26 protein-coding genes are annotated in these 20628 nt (G+C 52.4%); 12 read left to right on the forward strand and 14 right to left on the reverse strand.

What is annotated here, in order from left to right; genetic code table 11:
- Positions 1 to 4 precede the first annotated feature (4 nt).
- From EHSB41UT_RS17160 to fliJ, 4 genes are read left to right on the forward strand one after another with little or no spacing between them, the layout of a single operon-like run.
- Entirely contained in the window at positions 5 to 1057 is a 1053-nt protein-coding gene (locus tag EHSB41UT_RS17160; protein ID WP_087112076.1) for a flagellar motor switch protein FliG, read from the forward strand.
- A 5-nt stretch (positions 1058 to 1062) separates the two neighbouring features.
- Complete coding sequence (locus EHSB41UT_RS17165; RefSeq protein WP_087112078.1) at positions 1063 to 1857, forward strand: FliH/SctL family protein; 795 nt, start codon at positions 1063 to 1065, stop codon at positions 1855 to 1857.
- Positions 1847 to 3178: a flagellar protein export ATPase FliI gene (fliI, locus tag EHSB41UT_RS17170; RefSeq protein ID WP_087112079.1), complete on the forward strand. Its 1332-nt coding sequence runs from the start codon at positions 1847 to 1849 to the stop codon at positions 3176 to 3178. The genes EHSB41UT_RS17165 and fliI overlap by 11 nt, the downstream gene beginning before the upstream one ends.
- The gene (fliJ, locus tag EHSB41UT_RS17175; RefSeq protein WP_087112080.1) at positions 3178 to 3618 is read left to right on the forward strand and encodes a flagellar export protein FliJ; all 441 of its coding nucleotides are present in this window, start codon (positions 3178 to 3180) and stop codon (positions 3616 to 3618) included. Before fliI ends, fliJ begins: the two co-directional genes overlap by 1 nt.
- Here the strand turns inward: fliJ and EHSB41UT_RS17180 are convergent.
- The gene (locus EHSB41UT_RS17180) at positions 3584 to 4051 is read right to left on the reverse strand and encodes a DUF2062 domain-containing protein (RefSeq protein ID WP_165767306.1); all 468 of its coding nucleotides are present in this window, start codon (positions 4049 to 4051) and stop codon (positions 3584 to 3586) included. The two genes, fliJ and EHSB41UT_RS17180, sit on opposite strands and share 35 nt — an antisense overlap.
- 17 nt (positions 4052 to 4068) lie before the next feature.
- Positions 4069 to 4449, reverse strand: a complete 381-nt coding sequence (locus tag EHSB41UT_RS17185; RefSeq protein WP_165767307.1) for a YacL family protein — start codon at positions 4447 to 4449, stop codon at positions 4069 to 4071.
- Between the two features lie 121 nt (positions 4450 to 4570).
- On the opposite strand from EHSB41UT_RS17185, the gene EHSB41UT_RS17190 reads away from it, so the two are divergent.
- A complete protein-coding gene (locus EHSB41UT_RS17190) occupies positions 4571 to 5239 on the forward strand; it encodes a transglutaminase-like domain-containing protein (protein ID WP_087112205.1) in 669 nt (222 codons plus the stop codon).
- On the opposite strand, the gene EHSB41UT_RS17195 is transcribed toward EHSB41UT_RS17190, so the two are convergent.
- The 6 genes from EHSB41UT_RS17195 to EHSB41UT_RS17220 form a co-directional block, all read right to left on the reverse strand.
- On the reverse strand, positions 5213 to 6109 hold the full coding sequence (locus EHSB41UT_RS17195) for a pseudouridine synthase (protein ID WP_087112083.1): 897 nt from the start codon (positions 6107 to 6109) through the stop codon (positions 5213 to 5215). The two genes, EHSB41UT_RS17190 and EHSB41UT_RS17195, sit on opposite strands and share 27 nt — an antisense overlap.
- 3 nt (positions 6110 to 6112) lie before the next feature.
- A complete protein-coding gene (locus tag EHSB41UT_RS17200; RefSeq protein WP_087112084.1) occupies positions 6113 to 7612 on the reverse strand; it encodes a diacylglycerol/lipid kinase family protein in 1500 nt (499 codons plus the stop codon).
- A 39-nt stretch (positions 7613 to 7651) separates the two neighbouring features.
- Complete coding sequence (locus EHSB41UT_RS17205) at positions 7652 to 8455, reverse strand: hypothetical protein (RefSeq protein WP_087112085.1); 804 nt, start codon at positions 8453 to 8455, stop codon at positions 7652 to 7654.
- Between the two features lie 115 nt (positions 8456 to 8570).
- Complete coding sequence (locus tag EHSB41UT_RS17210; protein ID WP_087112086.1) at positions 8571 to 9188, reverse strand: YceH family protein; 618 nt, start codon at positions 9186 to 9188, stop codon at positions 8571 to 8573.
- An 80-nt stretch (positions 9189 to 9268) separates the two neighbouring features.
- Positions 9269 to 9640 carry a prenylated flavin chaperone LpdD gene (lpdD, locus tag EHSB41UT_RS17215; protein ID WP_087112087.1) on the reverse strand — a complete coding sequence of 124 codons (372 nt, stop codon included), beginning with the start codon at positions 9638 to 9640 and terminating at the stop codon, positions 9269 to 9271.
- A gap of 29 nt (positions 9641 to 9669) precedes the next feature.
- Positions 9670 to 10278, reverse strand: a complete 609-nt coding sequence (locus EHSB41UT_RS17220) for a TetR/AcrR family transcriptional regulator (protein WP_087112088.1) — start codon at positions 10276 to 10278, stop codon at positions 9670 to 9672.
- 132 nt (positions 10279 to 10410) lie between these two features.
- On the opposite strand from EHSB41UT_RS17220, the gene EHSB41UT_RS17225 reads away from it, so the two are divergent.
- The gene (locus tag EHSB41UT_RS17225) at positions 10411 to 10806 is read left to right on the forward strand and encodes a nuclear transport factor 2 family protein (RefSeq protein ID WP_133060561.1); all 396 of its coding nucleotides are present in this window, start codon (positions 10411 to 10413) and stop codon (positions 10804 to 10806) included.
- 46 nt (positions 10807 to 10852) lie between these two features.
- The gene (locus tag EHSB41UT_RS17230) at positions 10853 to 11410 is read left to right on the forward strand and encodes a cysteine hydrolase family protein (RefSeq protein WP_087112090.1); all 558 of its coding nucleotides are present in this window, start codon (positions 10853 to 10855) and stop codon (positions 11408 to 11410) included.
- A gap of 80 nt (positions 11411 to 11490) precedes the next feature.
- Here the strand turns inward: EHSB41UT_RS17230 and EHSB41UT_RS17235 are convergent, their stop codons facing one another.
- The 6 genes from EHSB41UT_RS17235 to flgA all read right to left on the reverse strand — a co-directional run bounded on the left by EHSB41UT_RS17235 (position 11491) and on the right by flgA (position 16669).
- On the reverse strand, positions 11491 to 12825 hold the full coding sequence (locus tag EHSB41UT_RS17235) for a ferredoxin reductase family protein (protein ID WP_165767308.1): 1335 nt from the start codon (positions 12823 to 12825) through the stop codon (positions 11491 to 11493).
- A gap of 10 nt (positions 12826 to 12835) precedes the next feature.
- Positions 12836 to 14128, reverse strand: a complete 1293-nt coding sequence (locus EHSB41UT_RS17240) for a sensor histidine kinase (RefSeq protein ID WP_087112092.1) — start codon at positions 14126 to 14128, stop codon at positions 12836 to 12838.
- A complete protein-coding gene (locus EHSB41UT_RS17245) occupies positions 14125 to 14799 on the reverse strand; it encodes a response regulator transcription factor (protein ID WP_087112093.1) in 675 nt (224 codons plus the stop codon). The genes EHSB41UT_RS17240 and EHSB41UT_RS17245 overlap by 4 nt, the downstream gene beginning before the upstream one ends.
- A 221-nt stretch (positions 14800 to 15020) precedes the next feature.
- A complete protein-coding gene (gene flgN / locus EHSB41UT_RS17250; protein ID WP_087112094.1) occupies positions 15021 to 15479 on the reverse strand; it encodes a flagellar protein FlgN in 459 nt (152 codons plus the stop codon).
- Positions 15480 to 15492: 13 nt separating this feature from the next.
- Positions 15493 to 15810: a flagellar biosynthesis anti-sigma factor FlgM gene (gene flgM, locus EHSB41UT_RS17255; protein WP_087112095.1), complete on the reverse strand. Its 318-nt coding sequence runs from the start codon at positions 15808 to 15810 to the stop codon at positions 15493 to 15495.
- Positions 15811 to 15946: 136 nt separating this feature from the next.
- Positions 15947 to 16669 (reverse strand): flagellar basal body P-ring formation chaperone FlgA, encoded by a 723-nt coding sequence (flgA, locus tag EHSB41UT_RS17260; RefSeq protein WP_087112096.1) that lies wholly within the window; start codon positions 16667 to 16669, stop codon positions 15947 to 15949.
- A gap of 209 nt (positions 16670 to 16878) precedes the next feature.
- Between flgA and flgB the strand changes: the two genes are divergently transcribed.
- From flgB to flgF, 5 genes are read left to right on the forward strand one after another with little or no spacing between them, the layout of a single operon-like run.
- Positions 16879 to 17244 carry a flagellar basal body rod protein FlgB gene (gene flgB, locus EHSB41UT_RS17265; RefSeq protein ID WP_087112097.1) on the forward strand — a complete coding sequence of 122 codons (366 nt, stop codon included), beginning with the start codon at positions 16879 to 16881 and terminating at the stop codon, positions 17242 to 17244.
- Positions 17245 to 17250: 6 nt separating this feature from the next.
- Complete coding sequence (flgC, locus tag EHSB41UT_RS17270; RefSeq protein ID WP_087112098.1) at positions 17251 to 17685, forward strand: flagellar basal body rod protein FlgC; 435 nt, start codon at positions 17251 to 17253, stop codon at positions 17683 to 17685.
- Between the two features lie 14 nt (positions 17686 to 17699).
- Positions 17700 to 18611, forward strand: a complete 912-nt coding sequence (locus EHSB41UT_RS17275) for a flagellar hook assembly protein FlgD (protein WP_087112099.1) — start codon at positions 17700 to 17702, stop codon at positions 18609 to 18611.
- Between the two features lie 38 nt (positions 18612 to 18649).
- Positions 18650 to 19852, forward strand: a complete 1203-nt coding sequence (gene flgE, locus EHSB41UT_RS17280; protein WP_087112100.1) for a flagellar hook protein FlgE — start codon at positions 18650 to 18652, stop codon at positions 19850 to 19852.
- A 30-nt stretch (positions 19853 to 19882) separates the two neighbouring features.
- Positions 19883 to 20623, forward strand: coding sequence for a flagellar basal-body rod protein FlgF (gene flgF / locus EHSB41UT_RS17285; protein ID WP_087112101.1), 741 nt, complete (start codon positions 19883 to 19885; stop codon positions 20621 to 20623).
- Positions 20624 to 20628 lie beyond the last annotated feature (5 nt).

Below are 20628 nucleotides of genomic sequence, written 5' to 3' on the forward strand. Positions count from 1 at the left end.
GACAATGGCTGAATTTAGTGTTGAAGATGGTCTGATCACCGCAGGGGAATACCCTGAGATGACCGACGACTTCCGTCCAAACCGTTCTTCCATCGAGAAGGCGGCCATTCTGATGCTCGGTCTGGGTGAAGAAGCAGCCGGTGAAGTCATTCGTATGATGCCACCGGACAAGATTCTCACCCTGAGCCGGGCTATGGAACATATCCCGGTTGTACGCCGGGAAGAACTGGCCCGCACCTCCGAAGAGCTGCTTCAGGAGTGTGATGCCAGCGATATGCTGGCGGGTAATGATTACATCTCCCGCACCCTGCAGCAGGCTCTGGGTCAGGAGCGTGCACGCAGCCTGATGAAGTTCTCTTCATCCATCGAATCTAACCCGACGCTGGAAAAACTGCTGTGGTTGGATACCAGCGATATCCTTGGCATGATCCGCAACGAAAAACCACAGCTGCAGGCTGTGGTTCTGGCCTGCCTGTCTCCGGACAAGGGCTCTGCTGTACTGTCCATGCTGCCTGACCATTCACGGCTTGATCTGGCCAATCGTCTGGCACGCCTGAAAGAGATTCCACTGACATCTCTGGATGCAGTAGCCGACCTGATCTCCACTTATGAACATTCCGGCGGCGATGCCCAGCCTATACACGGCGCTGGTCACCTTGCAGAAATGCTCAACCATATGGACGACTACCTCAGCAGCTCACTGCTGGATGGTATTCGCGACAACGATGCCTCTCTGGGTAACGAAGTTGATGAGCTGCGTCTCAACTTTGAACACCTGCTCAATCTCGACCTTGGCAACCTGTCTGTCATTATCGAAGCCTGCGATCAGGATGTTCTGGCCATGGCCCTCAAAGGTGTACCGGAACTGCGTCTGCAGCGCGTTCTTGGCTGTCTCAGCAAGCGTGCTTCCAAGTACCTGCGGGAAGAGATCGAGAACCTTGGCTCTGTGCGTATCAGCGCTGTGCGTAATGCCCGTCACCAGATCATCGAACTGGCCCGCAAGCTGGAATCCGAAGAGAAGGTTGAACTCCACGCTCACGACGAACTGGTGGTGTAATCACAATGTTGCCTCCTTTTCCCGACATCGGCACCGAAACCGGCCTGCAGGACGATGCGCCCCTGACCGAGATTCCCGCATGGGCACGCAAGGGCGAACTGGTCCTCGAAGGTTCAGCCACACCGCCCTGGCTTGATTTGGATGCCGAGCAGGAAAAGGATGACGGCCTGATCCATGAAACACCGGAACAGCGTCAGGAAGCCCTGAATCAGTCATACAGCCAGGGTGTTCAGGCCGGCATTCAGCAGGCTCGTGCAACCATGGAACAGGAACTGCGGGAACAGTTGCATCAGGAAATTTATCAGCACAGCCATGAGCAGGGGCAGACTGCAGGTTATCAGGCCGGTTACGATGCCGGTCTGAAGAAAAGTGTTCCTGAAATGGATCAGCAGATCACGCTTCTCAAACAAACGACAGAAGCTATGCAGATCTGGCAGACAGCTCTCCAGCATCAGCAGTTGCAGGAACTCCGGGAGCTGGTCTGTGCACTGACCGAGCAGGTGGTTTTGCAAGAATTAAAACTCTCCTCGGAAACCGTGGAGCGGTCTTTACTCTCGGCCCTTTCAGCGTTGGAAGAAAGCAGTGAGACGCCGGTCATTCTGGTTCATCCGCGCGATCGTGAGTTCGTCACCATGATCTGCACCGAACACGATATTAAGTGTCGTGTTATGGATGATGAGACCTTGTCTCCCGGCGGGTGCCGGGTACAAACCTCGCAGGCAGATATTGATGCCTCGCTTGATCGTCGCTTGAAACTGGCAATGAGCACTGTCCGGGAGGTGTTCACGGATGCCGGCTGATCTGAGTGCCCTCTACAAGACCATTCAGAAACGGTCCCTTGAGATTCCGGCAATCGAAGCACGTGGTCGTCTGGTTCGGGCAACCGGATTAACACTGGAGGCCATTGGCTGTCAGCTGCAAACTGGCCAACGCTGTCTGATAGCCCCGCATCATGGGGCACCGGTTGAAGCCGAAGTCGTTGGCTTTGACCGCGATCGTCTTTTCCTTATGCCATTGGATCGTGCCCAGGGGTTGAGCCCGGGTGATCCCGTCATTCCTTTGCATAACGACTCTCGTGTACCGACTGGTCCCGGTCTTCTGGGGCGAGTGATCAATGGTGCCGGTGAACCGCTGGATGGCAAAGGTCCACTCGAAAGCGGCCCAACAATCCCTCTCCATGGCGACACCATCAACCCACTGAAACGCCGTCCGGTTTCTGAACCTCTCGATGTTGGTATTCGTGCCATTAACGGTCTGTTAACCGTCGGCATGGGCCAGCGCCTTGGTCTCTTTGCTGGCAGTGGTGTGGGTAAGAGTGTGCTGCTGGGCATGATGACCCGCTTTACCACAGCAGACGTTGTTGTGGTTGGCCTGATTGGCGAACGAGGCCGGGAAGTGCGGGAGTTTATCGAACATACTCTCGGCGAAGAGGGCATGGCCCACGCTGTGGTCATTGCTGCACCTGCGGATGAGCCACCGGTTCTTCGACTGCGTGCATCTTTGCTATGCCACCGGGTTGCCGAAGGCTTCCGCGATCAGGGTTTGAACGTGCTGATGCTGATGGACTCCCTCACCCGTTATGCCCAGGCACAGCGGGAGATCGCTTTGGCCATTGGTGAGCCACCTGCCACCAAAGGTTATCCGCCCTCAGTGTTCAGCATGATTCCCAGCCTGGTTGAACGGGCAGGTAATGGCGAAGATGAGAACGGCTCGATCACTGCGTTCTACACCGTGCTCTCGGAAGGCGATGACCAGCAGGACCCTATCGCTGATGCGTCCCGGGCTATCCTCGATGGTCATATCGTTCTAAACCGAGAGCTGGCTGAATCCGGCCACTATCCGGCTATTGATATTGAAGCCTCGATCAGTCGGGTGATGCCGCAGGTGACCGATCAGGATCACCAGCAGGCCGCCAACAAGTTCCGCAAAGCCTGGTCGATCTACCGGCAGAACAAAGATCTTCTGACCCTGGGTGCCTACCGCGCCGGAAGCAATCCGGCTCTGGATGAAGCTATTCGGCTCTATCCGATGATGGAAGGCATGCTGCAACAAAAGATGCGCGAGCAGACCAGCTGGCCGGAAAGCCGCCAGCGTTTGCTTCATTTACTGGGAGATAACTGATGGCAAGGCCTGGTCCGCTGAACCAATGGCTGGGGCTTCAGCAACGTCAGAAAGAAGAGGTGGAAAATCAGGTGCGGGCCGGTGCGGCCAACCTCTCCTCGGCGCGCAATCAGCTGGAAACCCTGCACAACTTCCGGGCCCGGCACACCATGAACCCGGGCAACCGCATGAATGGCCTGCAACTAAACAATACCCAGCACTTCCACCAGCAGATGGATCAGGTTATTCAGCTGCAGGACCAGCAGGTCGCCATCCAGGAATCACAACAGCGACGTCGGGATGAGCAACTCAAAGAAGCCTGGATGGAAGTGCGAAAAACCGAGATTTTACTGGAGAAGCAGATGCGTAAAGAGCAGCTGATTCAAAACCGGAAAGAACAAAAGATGCTGGATGAAACGGCTGCCATTATGCTGCGTCGGCGTCTAAGCGAGCAGGGATAAACAGCAACAGCAGGTGCTTCAACAGGAAGATCACCGGAATCGCGATCATGATCCAGAACAGGCAGGCCGCCGCAATGGCAACGCCATAGAGTTCCAGAAAGTTCATGGGCTGACTCCAGAGCAGATCAAAGACCTTCTCCGGATGAATAGAAACAGGCGGCAGACCCAGAATATTCTCACCCGCCCGGATCAAAGGGATAAACAGAACAAACTGCAGCGGATAGCCAATATAGTTCGCGACCTGAATCACCACCTGATTCAACCGGAGGCCTGCAGCCACCAGCATGCACAGCAGGGTGGTCACACCAAACACCGGAAAGGTAGCCAGCACCACCCCCATAGCGAGCGTTAAAGCCAGCTCATTTCGGCTCAGTCCCTGCTTAAGCACAGACTGTAAAGGATCAAAAACCCGTTTCTTTATCAGCGCACGCACTGAGTCACCTTCTGACTTTATCGTGTTACAAACCGCTCCCACTCACGGAGCATCTCCTCAAAATCATCCAGCCCACAGCTGGCACGTGACTCTTCATCGTAAAAATCGAAAGCGTCAGCCAGAGCCTCTTCACTCATCAGTTCATCGGCCTCGAAGTCGATTCTTGCATCACAAACTTCCGCTTCCTGACTATCCAGTCGCAGATTGTACTCATCGCCATTCAGACGGTATTCGCGGCGCTCTCCGGCACGAATCTGCTCGATCGCCCGAAAAATATCAGACATTACCGAGCTGCGTCGACCCACCTCTTCCAACAACCAGGCGCCAATAGCCTCGTGATTCATGGAAAAGTTGGTTTGCAGATCCCCGGCAAAGTCCCGGCGAAATTCATACTCCACAATAAACTCCTTGAGGGTATGTGGCAGAAAATATCAACCTGGCAACAACACGCCGCCAGTGACCAAAAAAGAAACAGACCATATACTGCAGAAAAATAAAAACAATGAGGGCGTCACTCCCATGCAGCAGTATCTGTGCCCAACTCCCTTTTTCAACTACGAACATCCGGCCATTCAGGCCTGGGTGCATGGCATCGTCGGTCAGGAGCAGGATCCGGTTCAGCAGGCCGTACGTCTTTACAAAGCCACTCGAGACGATATTCGCTACAACCCTTATAGCTTCAAACTGCAGCCGGAAAGCCTCAGCGCCAGCTACTGCCTGGAAACCGGAGAGAGTTACTGCATCCCCAAAGCTGTGCTGTTAGGTGCAGCTTGTCGTTCATTGGGGATACCTGCCCGATTGGGACTGGCCAATGTAAAAAACCATATTTCCAGCCCACAGCTGATTGAGTACCTGCGCAGTGAAGTGTTCGTGATGCACGGCTTTATCGAGCTGTACCTTGAAGGCCAATGGGTTAAAGCCACCCCAGCTTTCAACGCGCAGCTTTGCAGGCATATGGGTGTTGAACCACTTGAGTTTAATGGCCGTGAAGATTCCATATTCCACGAATACAGCACAGACGGCTCACGGCATATGGAGTACCTGGCAGACCACGGTACATTTGATGATGTGCCTTTCGACTTTATCGTGAAAAGTATCGCGGAAGCCTACCCACATCTGATGAAGGATAAGCTTCCGGAAAACCACTCGCTGGAAGAAGATTTAAATCTTCAGGAGATCGCGGGTTGAGGTAAAGCTCCGGAGTTCACCCGTCACCGGATCGGTGAACTCCAGACGATGTGCTAACAGCTGCAACGGCCGGTCATAGTCGTCAGACCCTTCCGGCTGCAGCTCCGGGTAAAACAGGTCATTCACCAGCGGATAACCCAGACCACTCATATGCACACGCAGCTGATGGGTTTTGCCGGTTAACGGGCTTAACTCGAACAGTGCACTCTTGTCGTACACTTCCAGACAGCGCATTTCAGAACGGGCATTGATTTCACCGGGTACGACGGTCATCCGAATCCATGGATCACCCTGCACCATACGATTTTCAACCTTCCAGTTCTGCCCCGCTTCCGGACGGTTCTCATCGCCAATATGCGCCACAGCCCGATAGGTCTTACGAATCAGACCATCCTCACGAAACAGTCGATGGTAATGGTTTCGCGTTTCCGGGTTCACAGCCAGCATCACCAGCCCGGCGGTTTCCCTATCAATCCGATGCAGTGGCGCCAGTGTTTCAATACCTGTGCGTTCTATCAACCGGCTAACCAGCGTCTGCCGTACATACTTGCCAACCGGGCTAACCGGGAGAAAGTGAGGTTTGCAGGCCACCAGAATATTTTCATCCTGGTAAATAATTTCTTCCTGAAAAGGCACAACCGATTCGTTCTCTACTTCCCGGTAATAACAAACCTTTTTATGGGGCACATAAGGCGTTTGTTCGGTTATCACGGTGCCATCTTCCCAGTGCACCTTTCCCTCAGCCACACGCTGCTGCCAGATGGCCGGATCAATGCGTGAGAAGCGCTGAATCAGGAACTCCAAAACCGTTTCACACCCGCCACTGTCTGCCGGCATGGCAATTCTCGACGCTTGCAGGGATGCCCCCATAAATCACATAACCTGGTTACCGTTATCAGAGGGCTGAACAATACCATCGGAGGTCGCGCCAGTTGAAGGTTCCATGTGATGCAATAACCGCAGGTGCAGATCGGTGGTTTCCATTTTAAAGCGGCTGCCCTGCTTCACTTCACCATCAATCGTGATCACATTCTGTGCGGGATAAGTATGATTGGAGGTTATTGTGGCTCGTTTCAGTTTCCGGTTCACATGAACGGCCGGGCTCTGGGTATAGCTGCCATCTTCCATTCCCAGCAGCATGGAAAGGCGCGACCTAAAGTTGGTATCACCTCTTGCAACATGAACAGTATCCAGCCCCTTTTCCAGAGCAGAGCCTTCCGGCGAAAGGGTAAAGTCTGTGGCTATTTTGGGAACATTCACAATGGCGAGTAACGACATATCATCAGTGATTTCCTGAACCGCATCACCGCTATCATCAAGATATTCAAATTCCAGCTGCATAGGATGTGAATGATTACGCAGCACTTGCCAGAGTCCACATATCGGGTACCTCGTAGAACCAATACAGCGCAGGCATTGGCTGCCAATATCTACATCCGTCAAGATGGCACTCTGGCAACCCAGCAGGCTGACGCCCGTCTCACCGACACGGTAATCCGTTGCACCTCCTCCTTCCATATTATAACCAAGCACAGTCGTGTATTTTACCAACGGCATTCTAGGTAACGCCTGTGGGTTCCAGTTTTTCAAAACCTGAATGACCCCCAATGTTGCGCGATTGGGGTGAGCAACTCCCAAAGAAGCCCCAACACCATTTCCGGTACCCGCAGGTATGTGCATAACAGGTAACAATGATTCAGACGTCCCGAACTCCGTCAGGCCATTCACAAATTCATTGAGCGTGCCATCACCACCAACAATCAGCACACCATCATAGCCACTGGGATCGGTCTTTAACTCCTTGCCGAGTTCGATAGCATGCCCTTCACCATTTGTGTGGATTACATCAACGGCAATTTTTGCATCCTGCAAAAGCTCAACCGTTTCGCGTTGGATCTGCTCTCCCCGCCGACGGCCACTCCAGGGATTAACGACCATTCTTAATCGATGATGACTCAGTGCTTTATCACTGCCAAACAGCACTTCCTGGAGTTTGATAGCAGCATTTTTTCTGGCAATTTCACTGGTGAAGTTCATCTGCAGTTTTTCTACGGGAAAACTCTTTGCCGAGCTTTCAATAATGGCCGGGGTGTAAGTCAACGCAAGTTGGCGCTCATTGTCCGAATCAACTCTGACACCATAGATTCTGCTCTTAGGTATGGTTTCGTACCTGGAACCAGACATGAGATAGAGGTTATCGGCATCCGCATTCACGGTATCACCGCCATAATTTGAATAGATATGACGCCCAAAGATATGGCCGGAAAAACTCGTCGAAAACAGAACATCCGAGCCATCAACGCCTGCTTCTACACTCGGAAAAATGGAAAGAGCCGCAATTAAAAGCAGATAACGGAGAAGGGATGGGGCCATGCGGCTCTCCTGTTTTCAGCTGACCAGAGTGCGGCAAGTCTAGTCGGCTTGATTCTCCTTACTGGAAATATTCAATGTATCGAGTTCAGACTCCTTCAAGTCCCCCATAAAGGAAAATGTTAGAGCATCTCCAGACTGATTAGGTGATGAAGACATACTGAAGCTACTGTCCGAAGAAGCCTGACTCTGCAGAAGCTCGGACTCAGCAAATTTACCCAAAAACTCTGCCTGGCGTTCTTCATGGCTTTTCCTGCGATCATCCAGCCGCTGCTCTTTGGCTTTGCGCAGTAACGCCAGCTGCTTGTCGACTTCCTGCCGGATATGTGATTTTTGCTCCTCTTTAAAACGCTCATCAGCCTCAAGCAGACTCTGAAACATCTCAATATCCATAAGCTTTAACTGGATATAGACAATGTTGATCACCTGTCTGGAAAAGTTCTCTGGCGTAGCCTCAGCAATCGTATCCAGAGCCAGAAGCAATTGCCCTTTTCTAGCCGTTGCCGGATCTTTCTCGGTAATGCCTTTGCGGGTTTTCAGGTTTAAACCCGTACACTTATCACCTTCAAAACCGGGCAGATCAATAATGGAAACACGGGTTCCAAAAGACAGCTGATGCCTCGGCCTTGCCCGGTCACTAAAAACCCGGTCAACAGCGGGCTGAAAAGTACCGTCATAGGGTGACTCATCAATTTTTTTGAGAACGACATCCTCGGGCAACGAGACTTTGATCCCGTTCCAATAGGCATTGGCTTCAAGACTGTCCTGAAAACTGGAAGGCTGGGCAGGCTTAAACACGGCAGGAGGCCGGGTCTTTTTTAAGATACCGTGAGGGGAAGTATTCATGATTCAATCCCTGAAAAATCGCAATTCCAGATTTGGACATTGGCATAGTGTTTTCAGGGCTGTGGATAACTGACCAGGCAGTCAGAAATACTTACCATCGGTTTGCTTTCAGCGTTTACCGTTCAGCTTTCAGCCGTTCAATCTCGGCTTTTAATTCAGCCACTTCCGCTTCCAGCTCACGAATACGGGCTTTGTCTGAAATCGCTGGTGCGGCAGCTTCCATGGCGGAGATATCAATCTCCCCCGAAAACAGATGAGCAAAGCGGGATTCACGGCGGCCTGGCTCGCGAGGCAGCTGGATCACCAGCTCATTCTCGATCATGCCCTGCAGCACCGCTTCTACTTCGCTGACATCCTTAAATTCAGCCAGGCGACCAGAGCGGCTGCGCAGCTCACCCGGAGTCTGCGGCCCGCGCAACAACATCAGACAGACGATTGCACGTTCCTGCTTGGTGAACTGCAGATTACTGAAGGCGGTATTACAGAAACGATGCTTATAGCGGCTGACTCGAGCGCCGGAGTCTTCGCTGACCAGCCGTTGCATCATCAGGTTGGAGATAGCGTGGTTGACCTCGCCACTGCTCAGGGTCAGGACCGGATCACGGCTGCTCTTCTGGTTACAGGCATTCACCAGAGAGTTAAGACTGAGGGGATACTGGTCTGGCGTCGTGCTTTCCTTTTCCAGCAGACATCCAATTACGCGGGCTTCATTGACTGACAGGCAGATTTCCACAGAGCAGCTCCAGCAAGGCCTAGGGGTCTGCTCTTTATACTCTATTTCAGCAATCGGTGAGAAGCGGCCCGGTCAATTGTTCAGCTCTCCAATTTCTCAATCAGTTGCGTAACAAGACCATTCACCCGCTGTTCAATCTCCGGAAAGTCCGCAGGCTGGATATCCGGATAGTGAATGCCACACACAACGGTCACAGTGCATCTCATGGCTTTGGCAAGCTGTTCGGCGATTGGTCGAGCCAGAAGAACATCCTTATGTCCCTGTAAGGAAACCACCTGCTCGGTATAGGTCATGCGATCAGGTTCATGCAGAGCCGGCCCCATAATCCCCATAACCACACCGCCGATATGGGGAATCTTGCCACCATAGATGCTGATATTCAGATCCTGCCCCATCCGGCGGGCATCCAGTCGGAGGGGAAAGCCTTTGTAATCATTCTGCAGGCTGATCATTTTGCCTCACTCGTAATTGCTTATTCGTGTTATTCAGGCATCAGAATCATTTTTGCCCGCACGGTCAGATCAGCCTTTAAAGCTTCTGTATCCAGCTCAGCTCTGGCACGCAGTACCAGCCCCTGGCGCAGATCGAACATCAACTGCGCTCTTTGTCGGGATGGAAAGTTGAGGGGGAGATTACCGCTCTCTTTTTCCTGATCAAAGCGTTTGCTCAGATGCTGCTCGGCGCCAGTAATAGCCAGCTGAAGCCGTTCGGTGACACCTTCAACCTGCCCCACACTGGTCGCGACGCAGGAACTGATAAAACATCCCTTCGGACCTTGTTCGTTCTGGTTGGCGTAATCGATGGACGCCCGCATAAAAGCAACGACTGCCTTCTCAATATCCGGCTCGGAATCAAAAGCTACCAGCGGTGCACAACCGGTATCACCGGCATATCTGTCGATAGCGGCAAGATAGAGCTGGTGCTTATCACCAAACACCGCATACAGACTCGGGCTGTTAATCCCCATGGCAGTAGTCAGGTCTTTCATTGACGCGCCATCATAGCCTTTTTCCCAAAAGACATTGATCGCAGCCTGGAGTGCCTTGTCGTGATCAAAGCTTCTGGGACGGCCAGCTCTTTTTTGTATCATTCGTTACAAAACATCTTGACTAAAATTTCCGAACCAAATTTAATAACGATCGTTACAAAATTCAATAATGTTCTCCGGCTCCGCTTTTTTGCCGGAGCTACACTCTCTTTTTCGCAGTTTGAGAAGACGACAGTGACACAGCCTACCCATACGACTGACGCCGTTAAAGCGTTTATGGAACACCTGATCGACCGAGCAACCAGCTACGATGTCGAAGCACTGGAAACCATTTATCACAACGATCTGCATATCGTTATTGTCGAGATGGACAATAGCGTAAAGGTCTCCAATAAACGCGAGTTTATTACCTTCTTCTCCGCACTGGCAGCAGAAGGCCGTGAGAAAATGAATGATTGGACGCAGTGGCACCACATCCATGTGAATGGCAATGATGCTGTTGCCGTTCTGACCCGCAAGAACGATGTTGCAGGCGACGACACCAAAATCAGATGCTCTATTGATCTGGTCTTTGAAGATGGTCGCTGGCAGGTAATCCGGGAAGAAATCTTCCAGGTTCCGAATAACTAAACCGCTTCTCTGCTCGAACACCACACGAAAAACGTCGGAGACAATGATGTCCGAACAAGCCCTGATCCTTGTAGATTTTCAGAATGATTACTTCGCTGAAGGAAAGTGGCCACTGAAAAATATGGAGCAAAGTGCAGCAAACGCCGCAAAGGTTCTGCAGCAAGCTCGCAAAATCTCTGACTTTATTGTTCATATCCGCCATGAAAACCCGGCAGGTGATGACACTCCGTTCTTTGCACCTGGCACGGAAGGCGCAGAGATTCACGCCAGCGTTGCGCCTCTAAGTGATGAGCCGGTAATTACCAAGAACCAGATCAACGCTTTTTTGGATACCAACCTGAGAGAGCTACTGGATGCCAAAGACATTAAAAAGCTGACTGTAATGGGAAGCATGAGCCATATGTGCATTGATGCCATCGTGCGTGCGGCTTCTGATTTCGGTTATGCCGTTACCGTGATCGAAGATACCTGCTCATCCCACGATATGGAGTTTGGTGGCCGTACTGTTGCGGCTGAAGATGCCCATGCGGCGTTTATGTTCGCGCTTGGTTTTGGCTACGCTGAAGTGAAGAAAACAGACGACTATCTGAATCGCTGCGCGTAATAGCAGGCTTCATTTAAACCATAAAAGCTCAGGACAATCTGCACGACTGCCATGAGCTTTTAAATATGGCGAAAAAGATATCACCGCATATTAAACAGTTCTTTATGGAAGTCTTTATCCTTAACGCCCTTACTGGCTAGCTGCTTCTGCAGCGCTGTGCCCATAGTAAGTGGCCCGCAGAACCACCAGGACGCATCCTTCCAGCGGCTGACCAGACCACAGATAGCTGTGCTGTCCAGCAATGGCTGCTCACTGGTATTCACGATATACAGCTGAATACCGGCTTTTGTTGCCAGAGCCCGGAGCTGATCTTCAAACTGTGGGTCAGCAACCTGGGTCGAATAGAACATATGGATCTCTTTATGCTCCGGATTATCCGCTAGCTGAAGGAGGCGAGATTTAAACGGCACAATCCCAACACCGCCGGCAATCCAGACCTGCACAGGGCTGTCATCCTCAAAGTTAAAACCACCATAAGGGCCTTCGACAGACACCTTCTGCCCTTCCTTCAGATTCTCTGGAAGCGTACGGGTATAGTCGCCTAACCCTTTCACCATAAACTGCAGCTGTCCATCATTCTGCCAGGAACGAGCCAGAGAAAATGGATGAGGGCCTTCTTTTGGATCAAAGGTTACAAAGGCAAACTGTCCCGCTTTATGCCCTGTCCATTGCTCCTGTACAGAAAGATCAATCTGTAGAATCTGGCTGTCCGGATAATGATGTAGCTTCCGAACAGTGGCATTTACTGTACGTGCCCTTCTTGATTTGCGTACAAGAATATCGACGCTGGTCACCACGCCTACCACCATAAGAATCAGCATGAACAGACCAACCAGCTGCGGCCACCAGCTGGCAGGCATCATGGCAATACTGTGATAAACCAGCATCAGAAAGACCGGCACCATAAACCGATGACTCAGGAAGAACCATCGATAAGGTATCCGTTTAACCAGGGCCACAACAGCCAGAAAAACCAACGCATAAAACCCGATCTCTCCGGCATCACGTGCCAGTGGCAGCTCCTCCAATTGAGAAAGCCATTGCATCAACTGCCCAACAGGCTCTTCATCAGGGCCATCTTCCGGCTCTGCCAGCAATCCAAAACCAACAACCCATCCCTCAGACTGATTCAGCAACCAGTGCATCACAGCCATAATCCCAGCTGTTATACCCAACCACTTGTGCAAGCGATAGCCTTTGTCCAAGCCATGCAGTTGCTTATCAAGCCACGGCCAGCGTGCGGCAAGAATCACACACAGGATCATAGCGATTCCCGCCAGCAGGCCCGACAGGTTCATCATGGACTCCTGCCATCCCCAGAAGTCTCCAGTATTAAAAGCCATTCCTCCAGCCATCGCCCATAAGGCAAGCGCCGTTACAAAAATGACGGGATAAACAAGACGGATTCTATTCATTATTAGTTCTTCAAGCAGTGTCGTACGAAGGCTGGCGGGAAAACAGAATCCGTGCCCGACAGCCGTGTTTTTCAGCATTTTCCAGGGTAAAGGTCCAGCCATAACGACGGCTGAAATCATCCACAATCATCAAGCCCAGTCCATGGCCATCTTTATCAGGTGTCGCGGTCAACCCGGTTCCCTGATCAATCACCTCCAGAGCCTCTTCAGTAACAAACACCACAATGGTTCCCCGAGGTGTCGCGGCAATGGCATTGCGCAGCAGATTACCCAGCACCATCTCCAGCACGGCGGTGGTTGCCCTTGTTTGCGGCTCACCGGCTATCTGCAGTTCCAGCTGCAAAGCCTTGTCCTGCGCCTGCAGGCTGTTACTGGCAATAATCTTTTCCAGCTCGGCACGTTTAATCAGCCGCAATGGGTCAGCATCGGTATTGCGTTCATGCCGAACAATACTGAGCAGTGCATCAACCATCATGATCATCTGTTCCGTAGCATCACTGATGCGTCCTGCCTGACGTCTCTGGTAATCCGTCAATTCAGTACGACCAAGCAGCTTGCCTGCGCCTTTCGCAATGGTCAGCGGTGTACGCAGTTCATGGCTGGCATAACGGGCAAAGGCTTTTTCCCGCTTCAGGGTTTCATTCAGTTCAATGCGGTAGAGGTTCAAATGTTGGGTCAACAGTTGAAATTCATCAGCCGCCTGTGCCGGGATACTGAACGGCATCTGGGACTGACCGCTTTGTTGCTGCAGCTGTTCAGCCAGATCAATCAGTGGCTGAATCAGGTAACGGGATAAGCGGTGCAAAAGTGCAACAAACACAAGCATCAGCAATATCACCAGCCCTACGACCACAGCGCCCACAGATACCAGTTCTTCAGAGGTAAACTCAATCCGGTCAACCTGGGAGAGCAGAACAATATCCCGAACTTGCCCGTTATCGTCATACTGCCCTTTGTAGATCATGTGCTCAGGCTCCCCGGGCAGCTCCAGAGGCTCACCGAGATAATCCCCCACACCTTCCAGGTATTCCCGGTACAGCTCAGGCACCAGCTGCATGTCGTTATAGGCAATTGTGAGCTCATCAAGACTGACAACACCACTGCTGCCAGTTTTAAAACGGGCAACCGCTTCATCCCGGTCAATCAACATACGACGCTGGCTCATTTGATCTTCCGACCAGCGCAGCCCTTCGACAAACAACTGGACGACAACAACCGCGATCACCAGCGAGATCAGCATAAAGAATGCGGCCAATCGCCCGGTCAGGGTTCGCAGGTTGCCAAAGCCGGGACGAAAACTCATACCGCCTCCAACTGATAACCCATCTTGGGAACAGTCTTCAGAATGGGCGTGGCGAATGGCTTGTCGAGCTGATTACGCAGCTGATAAATATGGCTGCGCAACACATCGTTATGGGGCTCGTCTTCCTGCCAGAGTCGCTCGGCAATCTCCTGACGGGTAACCAGTTCTGGCGCGCGAAGACAGAGCAGTTCCAGAATGGTGTAAGTGGTTGGATTCAAAGCCAGCAGATGATCGTCCCGATAGGCTTTGCGGGTCTTCTGATTAATACGCAAAGGGCCGAAGGTGAGAACGCCTGATGCTACCTGCCCCCGATAACGGCGAATAAGTGCATCCATCCGCGCCTGCAGAATATCCAGATCGAAGGGTTTGGTCAGGTAATCATCAGCGCCATGCTGAAAGCCGCTGAGCATATCTTCCCGATTATCCAACGCGGTCAACATCAGTACCGGCGTGGTGTTGCCCGCTTCACGCAGCTTGTTGCATACCGTCAGACCATCCATGCGCGGAAGCATCAGATCCAGCAGAATCAGGTCAAAATTTCCGGCCAGTGCCAACTCCAGACCAAACTCACCATTGTCGGCGTAGTCGACCTCAACGCCGGCTGCCTCGAAATAGTCAAACAGAATGCCGGCGACTTCCCGGTTATCTTCAATCACAAGAATTTTCTGCATAGCGCAAACACACTTCGGGCAGGTTACGGGGAGGGATTAGAGCAGATTCTACGTGGAAAAAATGTGGACGACAGAGTTACCTGAACGTGCAATTCACGACCATGAAAGACCGAGCAGAAAGAATAAGGGACGTGAATATTATTGTTGTTATGTGGAGTTGCTGACTGGGCTAGCCAGCAACTTTAAGGACAAGTGCTTTTTAGACCGGTCTGATAGGAAGATCAGGCATAGCCGAGAGAGATTTGGGAGCCATAGTAGTTTTCAGAACCACTCTGGTCATAGCCGGTTTCCTGAGAACGGCCCAGCTTGCCCAGCAGAATGTCAGTCAGATCCTGCTGCATGGTCAGCAGACGTCCGGCAACCTTGTTGGCAGTCTGGCACTCTTTCGCCAGTTGGGAAAAGGTTTCCCACTCTTCAATCACTGATGGTGTGCCGTGTACAGCTAAAAGCTGCTGCATACCGGAACGGTTATCTTCAAAGCCCAACTCTTTCAGGCAGCTGCTGCGCAGTCCGGCATTGCCCTGCAAAGATGTGGTCAGAGATAGAATCTTTTCGTTCAGCTCGGGTAGCCCGTCGATATTACGCTTGCGAAGGCAAACCGCCTGTTGCTCAAAAAGGCTTTTCAGCTCTTTCAGGGATTGTGTATCCGCGGCGGTTAACGAAAAAATACGGGCCGGCATGCATTCAACCTGTTTAGGATTCAGACGAAGGATCAAGCGCCGCGTCGAGGGCGCCTTCAAAGTCCAGCATCTTCTGTGCCAGCTTTTCGTAATCGATTTTCAACTCACCACGGGCAATGGCCTGACGAACCTGTTCCACCTTGGCCATATCAATATCCGGAGTAGAAGCCGCAATAGCTTCCGCCTGCTGCAGAAGTGCAGCGTCCTGACTGATAGACAGCGTATCCTGCTTAGGAGATTGCTCGGATACCTGTGCGTCCCGCTCCTGAATTTTGCGGGTACGTGCGACCACCATATCGGTGACTGTGCCAGTTATGCGTGATGCAGACATGCCATGATTCCAAACTGTTGAGCACACAAGTGTGCAAGCTGCGTAGGACTGCCGTTTCAATACTCCGGAAATCGACACGAATCCCTTGATATTAAACAGCCGTAGAGGATTGCAGACAAATTTTTACGACATGATTTTATGGCATGATAACGGTGGTGCTGTTCAGCACTCTCCCGACCAGTGTTTTTCCGCTGGAAATATTTTTGATCCGGACACTGTCACCCACAGCCCCATCCTCAAGAAGCGTTCCCGGCACCATCACTTTTAGCCCCGCATGTCCGGCCATCAGGGAAACCCGGTCGCCCTTGCGTACAACAACAGCCTTTTCAAACATGCCGGGCGCCAGCACATCACCGCTGTTGGCCCGACGACGCAGGGTCCGGCCTTCCAGATAGTCCATACGAGTCAGGTAGCCTTGTCGCAGCGCGGTGATATCGCGCACCTGTCGGCTAACATCGGATCGCTGAACTACATCACCGGCAGACAAGGTGGTTTTCATAACCAGTACCGGAGCCTTAAGAGCGATTTCGCCGTTCACATAAACCGACCAGCGGCGGAAGCCATCACAGGTGATCTTTAGACGCTGCCGACCGGCCTGTTCTTCCCGGCTGTCTTCCACTGTGAGATCTGCCGTACAAGGGGAGAAACGTTCAACACTTTTCGGTACCTGCACACTGGCCTGCCACTCACTGTTTTCCAGATTCTTTGCCAGAGATCGGGCTTTGTTGTGCAGAAAGCGTGTTGCTGCTGAACGAATTTCCTGCTCTGTCTGGGAAGGAGAAGATTCAGCAAGAGCAACCTGCCCAAAGGCCAGAACACAGGAAACAAAAAATGGAGCAAGAACAGGCCGTAACGACATAAACAACTTCCGCCAGAAAACTGCAGGCGGAAATTTTATTCCGCAGAGCTGTAAAAATTTCCCCGCACCCTACTGAAAACAAACCCGGCTCTCAAGCGCGCAGATACTTATACGACGCTCTTAAGACACTTGGCACAGGAGTTGCTCTACCGGTCTGTTATCAACAGTTATCTGGTCCTCTCTGGCAGATCGCGGGCAAAAGAAATCTTATGGGCATCAGTTTCGACGAACATCTTGGCATCCATCAGCAGGCACTGCTGTATCGGGAACAAAGAGCCACGGTTATCTCCGGTAACCTGGCCAATATCGACACACCGGGATACAAGGCCGTCGATCTGGATTTCAGCACCGCCCTGCAACAGGCCCGTGAAGGCAAGAACCTGAACAATGGTCAGCCAACGGCCACACCACAGATGGTTGAACGCCCACAGAGTCAGCCATCAGCCGACGGTAATACCGTTGAGATCGGACAGGAACAGGCCGCCTGGGCCAGAAACCGTACCGACTGGGAAACCAGCTTCACCTTTCTGAACATGAAATTCAAAAGCCTGGAAAAGGCTATCAGCGGCCAGTAAACGACTATGTCTATGAATACCATCTACGATATCGCTGGCTCCGCCATGACTGCCCAAAGCCAGCGTCTGAACACCGTGGCCAGCAACCTGGCCAACGCAGAAACGCCAGGCAGCACTCCTGAAACCACCTACCGTGCCCGCAAGCCTGTTTTTGCTGCGGTGCTGGAACAGACCCAGCAGGATCTGATGGACTCCACTGCTCTGAACTCTGCCTACAGCGTGGAAGTTAAGGAGATTGTGGAAAGCGAAGCGGCTCTGGAAGTGCGCTATCAGCCGGACCACCCCATGGCCAACGAGCAGGGTAATGTTTACTACCCGAACGTAAACGTGGTGGAGGAGATGACCGAGATGATGTCGGCCTCCCGTAACTATCAGACCAACATTGAACTGCTCAGCAGTGCCAATGCCATGCAGCAGCGTCTGCTGACTCTGGGCCGCTAGGAAGCTGACGACAGATGACATCCATTAACGGACTTAATGCTTCAACTTCTGCCCAGGGTGCCACCTCCGGTATCGCTAACTCGGCAACCAATATGGACTCGGAAGCTTTCCTGCAAATGCTGCTGGTGCAGCTGAACTATCAGGATCCAACCGCGCCGATGGACAGCCAGCAGATCGTTTCACAGCTGGCAGACCTGACCAGCGTAACCGCTATGGGCGAGCTGCAAAGCTCGGTGCAGGATCTCAGCGGCCAGCTCTACTCTTCACAGGCTCTTTATGCTTCCACGCTGGTTGGTCAGGAAATTATGGTGTTGGCCAATGTGATGGATATCGAAGCCGGTGAAAGCATCAACGGCGAGATTCTGCTGACCACCGCAGCCGACGACCTCAAGGTGGAAATCTATAACGGTGCCGATGAGCTGGTTGCCACCCTGCCAATGGGCGAACAGATGAAGTCCGGTGCCGTTGAGTTTGATATGACTGATCTGGAAGACGATCTTCCGGCCGGCAAGTACACCCTGAAGGCTGTCGCCACTATCGACGGCAAGGATATGGAAGCAGCCATTACTCAGCGCAGCAATGTCACCAGCGTGGTAATCCCCGGCCCTGGTCAGGAAGTGCTGGTTGAAGTGGATAAAGTCGGACTTGTTCCACTGTCGTACATAACCAAACTGCAGGGCGAAGCCGGCTCCGAAAGCCAGAGTAACCCGAATGTGCGCATGATCAGTCACGATCAGGGCAACGGTGCCATGGAAGCCAACTCCTTCTTTAACCGCGAGCTGCTGCGTCGTTATCCCGGCCTGCATGAGTCCGGCCTTGTGGAAACCACGTCTGCCAACACCCTGACCGACAGCAATCTGCTCAGCAACAGCATGCCGGCCATCCCGTTAGGTCCGGCGTCTCTGGCCGTCGCTCGACAGTACTAAGAATCTCGCTTTAAAAATTCAGGAACGGAATCAGCTCAATGTCCACACTCAATATCGGTATCAGCGGCCTGAATGCGGCCTCCTCCGAACTGAACGTGATCAGTAACAACATCGCCAACTCCAGCACAACTGGCTATAAAGCCAAAGGCGTACAGTTTGCTGATGTTTACTCTGCAACCGGTCAGGGTGGCGGTGTGTATGTCTCTGCCGTGTCTGCCGACTACGCTCAGGGTGCGATTGAGTACACCACCAGTGGCCTTGATCTAGCCATCAGTGGTGGCGGCTTCTTTATGACAGAAGATGCCAACGGCAACGCGCTTTACACCCGTGCCGGTAACTTCAAGGTCGATAAGGACGGTATGATCGTCAATGCTTCCGGTCAGAAGCTGCAGGGCTACCCGGTTGATGGCAACAACAATATTGTCAACGGTACTCTGACCGATCTGAAGATCGACAAAAGCGACCAGCCAGCCAAGGCAACCGCGAATGCCACACTGTCTGCCAACCTGGATTCCCGCTCCAAAAAGCCAAACGTATCGACCTTTGATCATAAAGATCCTGACAGCTACAACTTCACGACAAGCACCGTCGTTTATGACCAGCAGGGTACACCCAAGACAGTTTCTGCTTACTATGTAAAAACTGAAAATAACAAGTGGGATGTCCATTATCTGGAAGACACCCAGCCTACGCCTACCGCTGTAGCTGCCAACCCGGTAAAGATTGAATTCGATGAGAGTGGCAAGCTGATTGGTGACGGAAAAGTCACATTGTCCGTCAGTGGCAGCACCCTAGATAAAATCTCAATCAGCATGGATATCAGCAAGCTGTCCCAGTTCGGTACTGATTCCAGCGTTTCCGCCTCCACGCAAGACGGCAATATGCCGGGCAGCTTCACCGGCTTGCAGGTAGCCGACGATGGCAGTATTTTCGCGACCTATACCAATGGAGATACCCGCCTGCAAGGCATGGTGGCTCTGGCAACCTTCCCGAACAACAACGGTCTGGTTGATGCCGGCAATACCAGCTGGCGCGCGACGTCTGAAAGTGGCGCTCCGATTGTTGGTGAGCCGGGTTCCGGTGCCAATGGCACTCTGCAGTCCGGTGCTCTGGAACTCTCCAACGTCAACCTGACCTCCGAGCTGGTCAGCATGGTTGTTGCTCAGAGCAACTATCAGGCGAACGCGAAAACCATCAGCGCCAGCAATGAAATGACCCAGGTTCTGCTGAATACCATCTAAGGCTCTCCATAACGGAATTAGTAAACGACGATGGATAAGGCAATCTACACAGCCATGAGTGGCGCCAGCCGGACCATGTTCCAGCAGCGCCTCCATGCCAATAACCTGGCCAACGTGAACACCCACGGTTTCCGTGCCGACTTTGCCGAGATTCTAGCCAAGAACGTAGACGGCCAGGGTCTGCCAACCCGCGTGCTGACAGAAACTGTCGGCACCTGGAGTAGCGAAAAGGCCGGCAATATGACCAGCACCGGCCGCAACCTGGATGTTGCCATCGCCGGTGAAGGCTGGCTGGCCGTTGAAGACGCCACCGGCAATGAATCCTACACCCGTGGCGGTCAGCTGCATGTGACTATGGATGGTCAGCTGGTGACTGGTCGTGGCGAGCCGGTTCTGGATCAGGGTGGCGCAGCCATTGTGATCCCTGAATATGAACAGCTACACATCGGCCCGGATGGCACCATCAGCGTGCTGGGTTCTGGTGATCCTAAATCCCAGCCGGTCACTATCGGTCAGCTCAAGCTGGTTAAGTCTGAAACCCCTTTAAACAAAGGGACCGATGGCCTGTTCCGCGCGGACAATAACGAACCACTCAATGCCGACCTGACCGTCAAGGTTGTTTCCGGTGCACTGGAAAGCAGCAACGTGAACGCCATGGAAGAGATGGTGACGTTTATGTCCCTTGGCCGTCAGTTTGAAATGCAGCTCAAGACTATTGAAACCGCACGCCAGATGGCGGAAAGCGGTGATCGTTTGATTCGAGGTTCCTGATAACC

The organism is Parendozoicomonas haliclonae (assembly GCF_900174585.1).
Lineage (GTDB): Bacteria > Pseudomonadota > Gammaproteobacteria > Pseudomonadales > Endozoicomonadaceae > Sansalvadorimonas > Sansalvadorimonas haliclonae.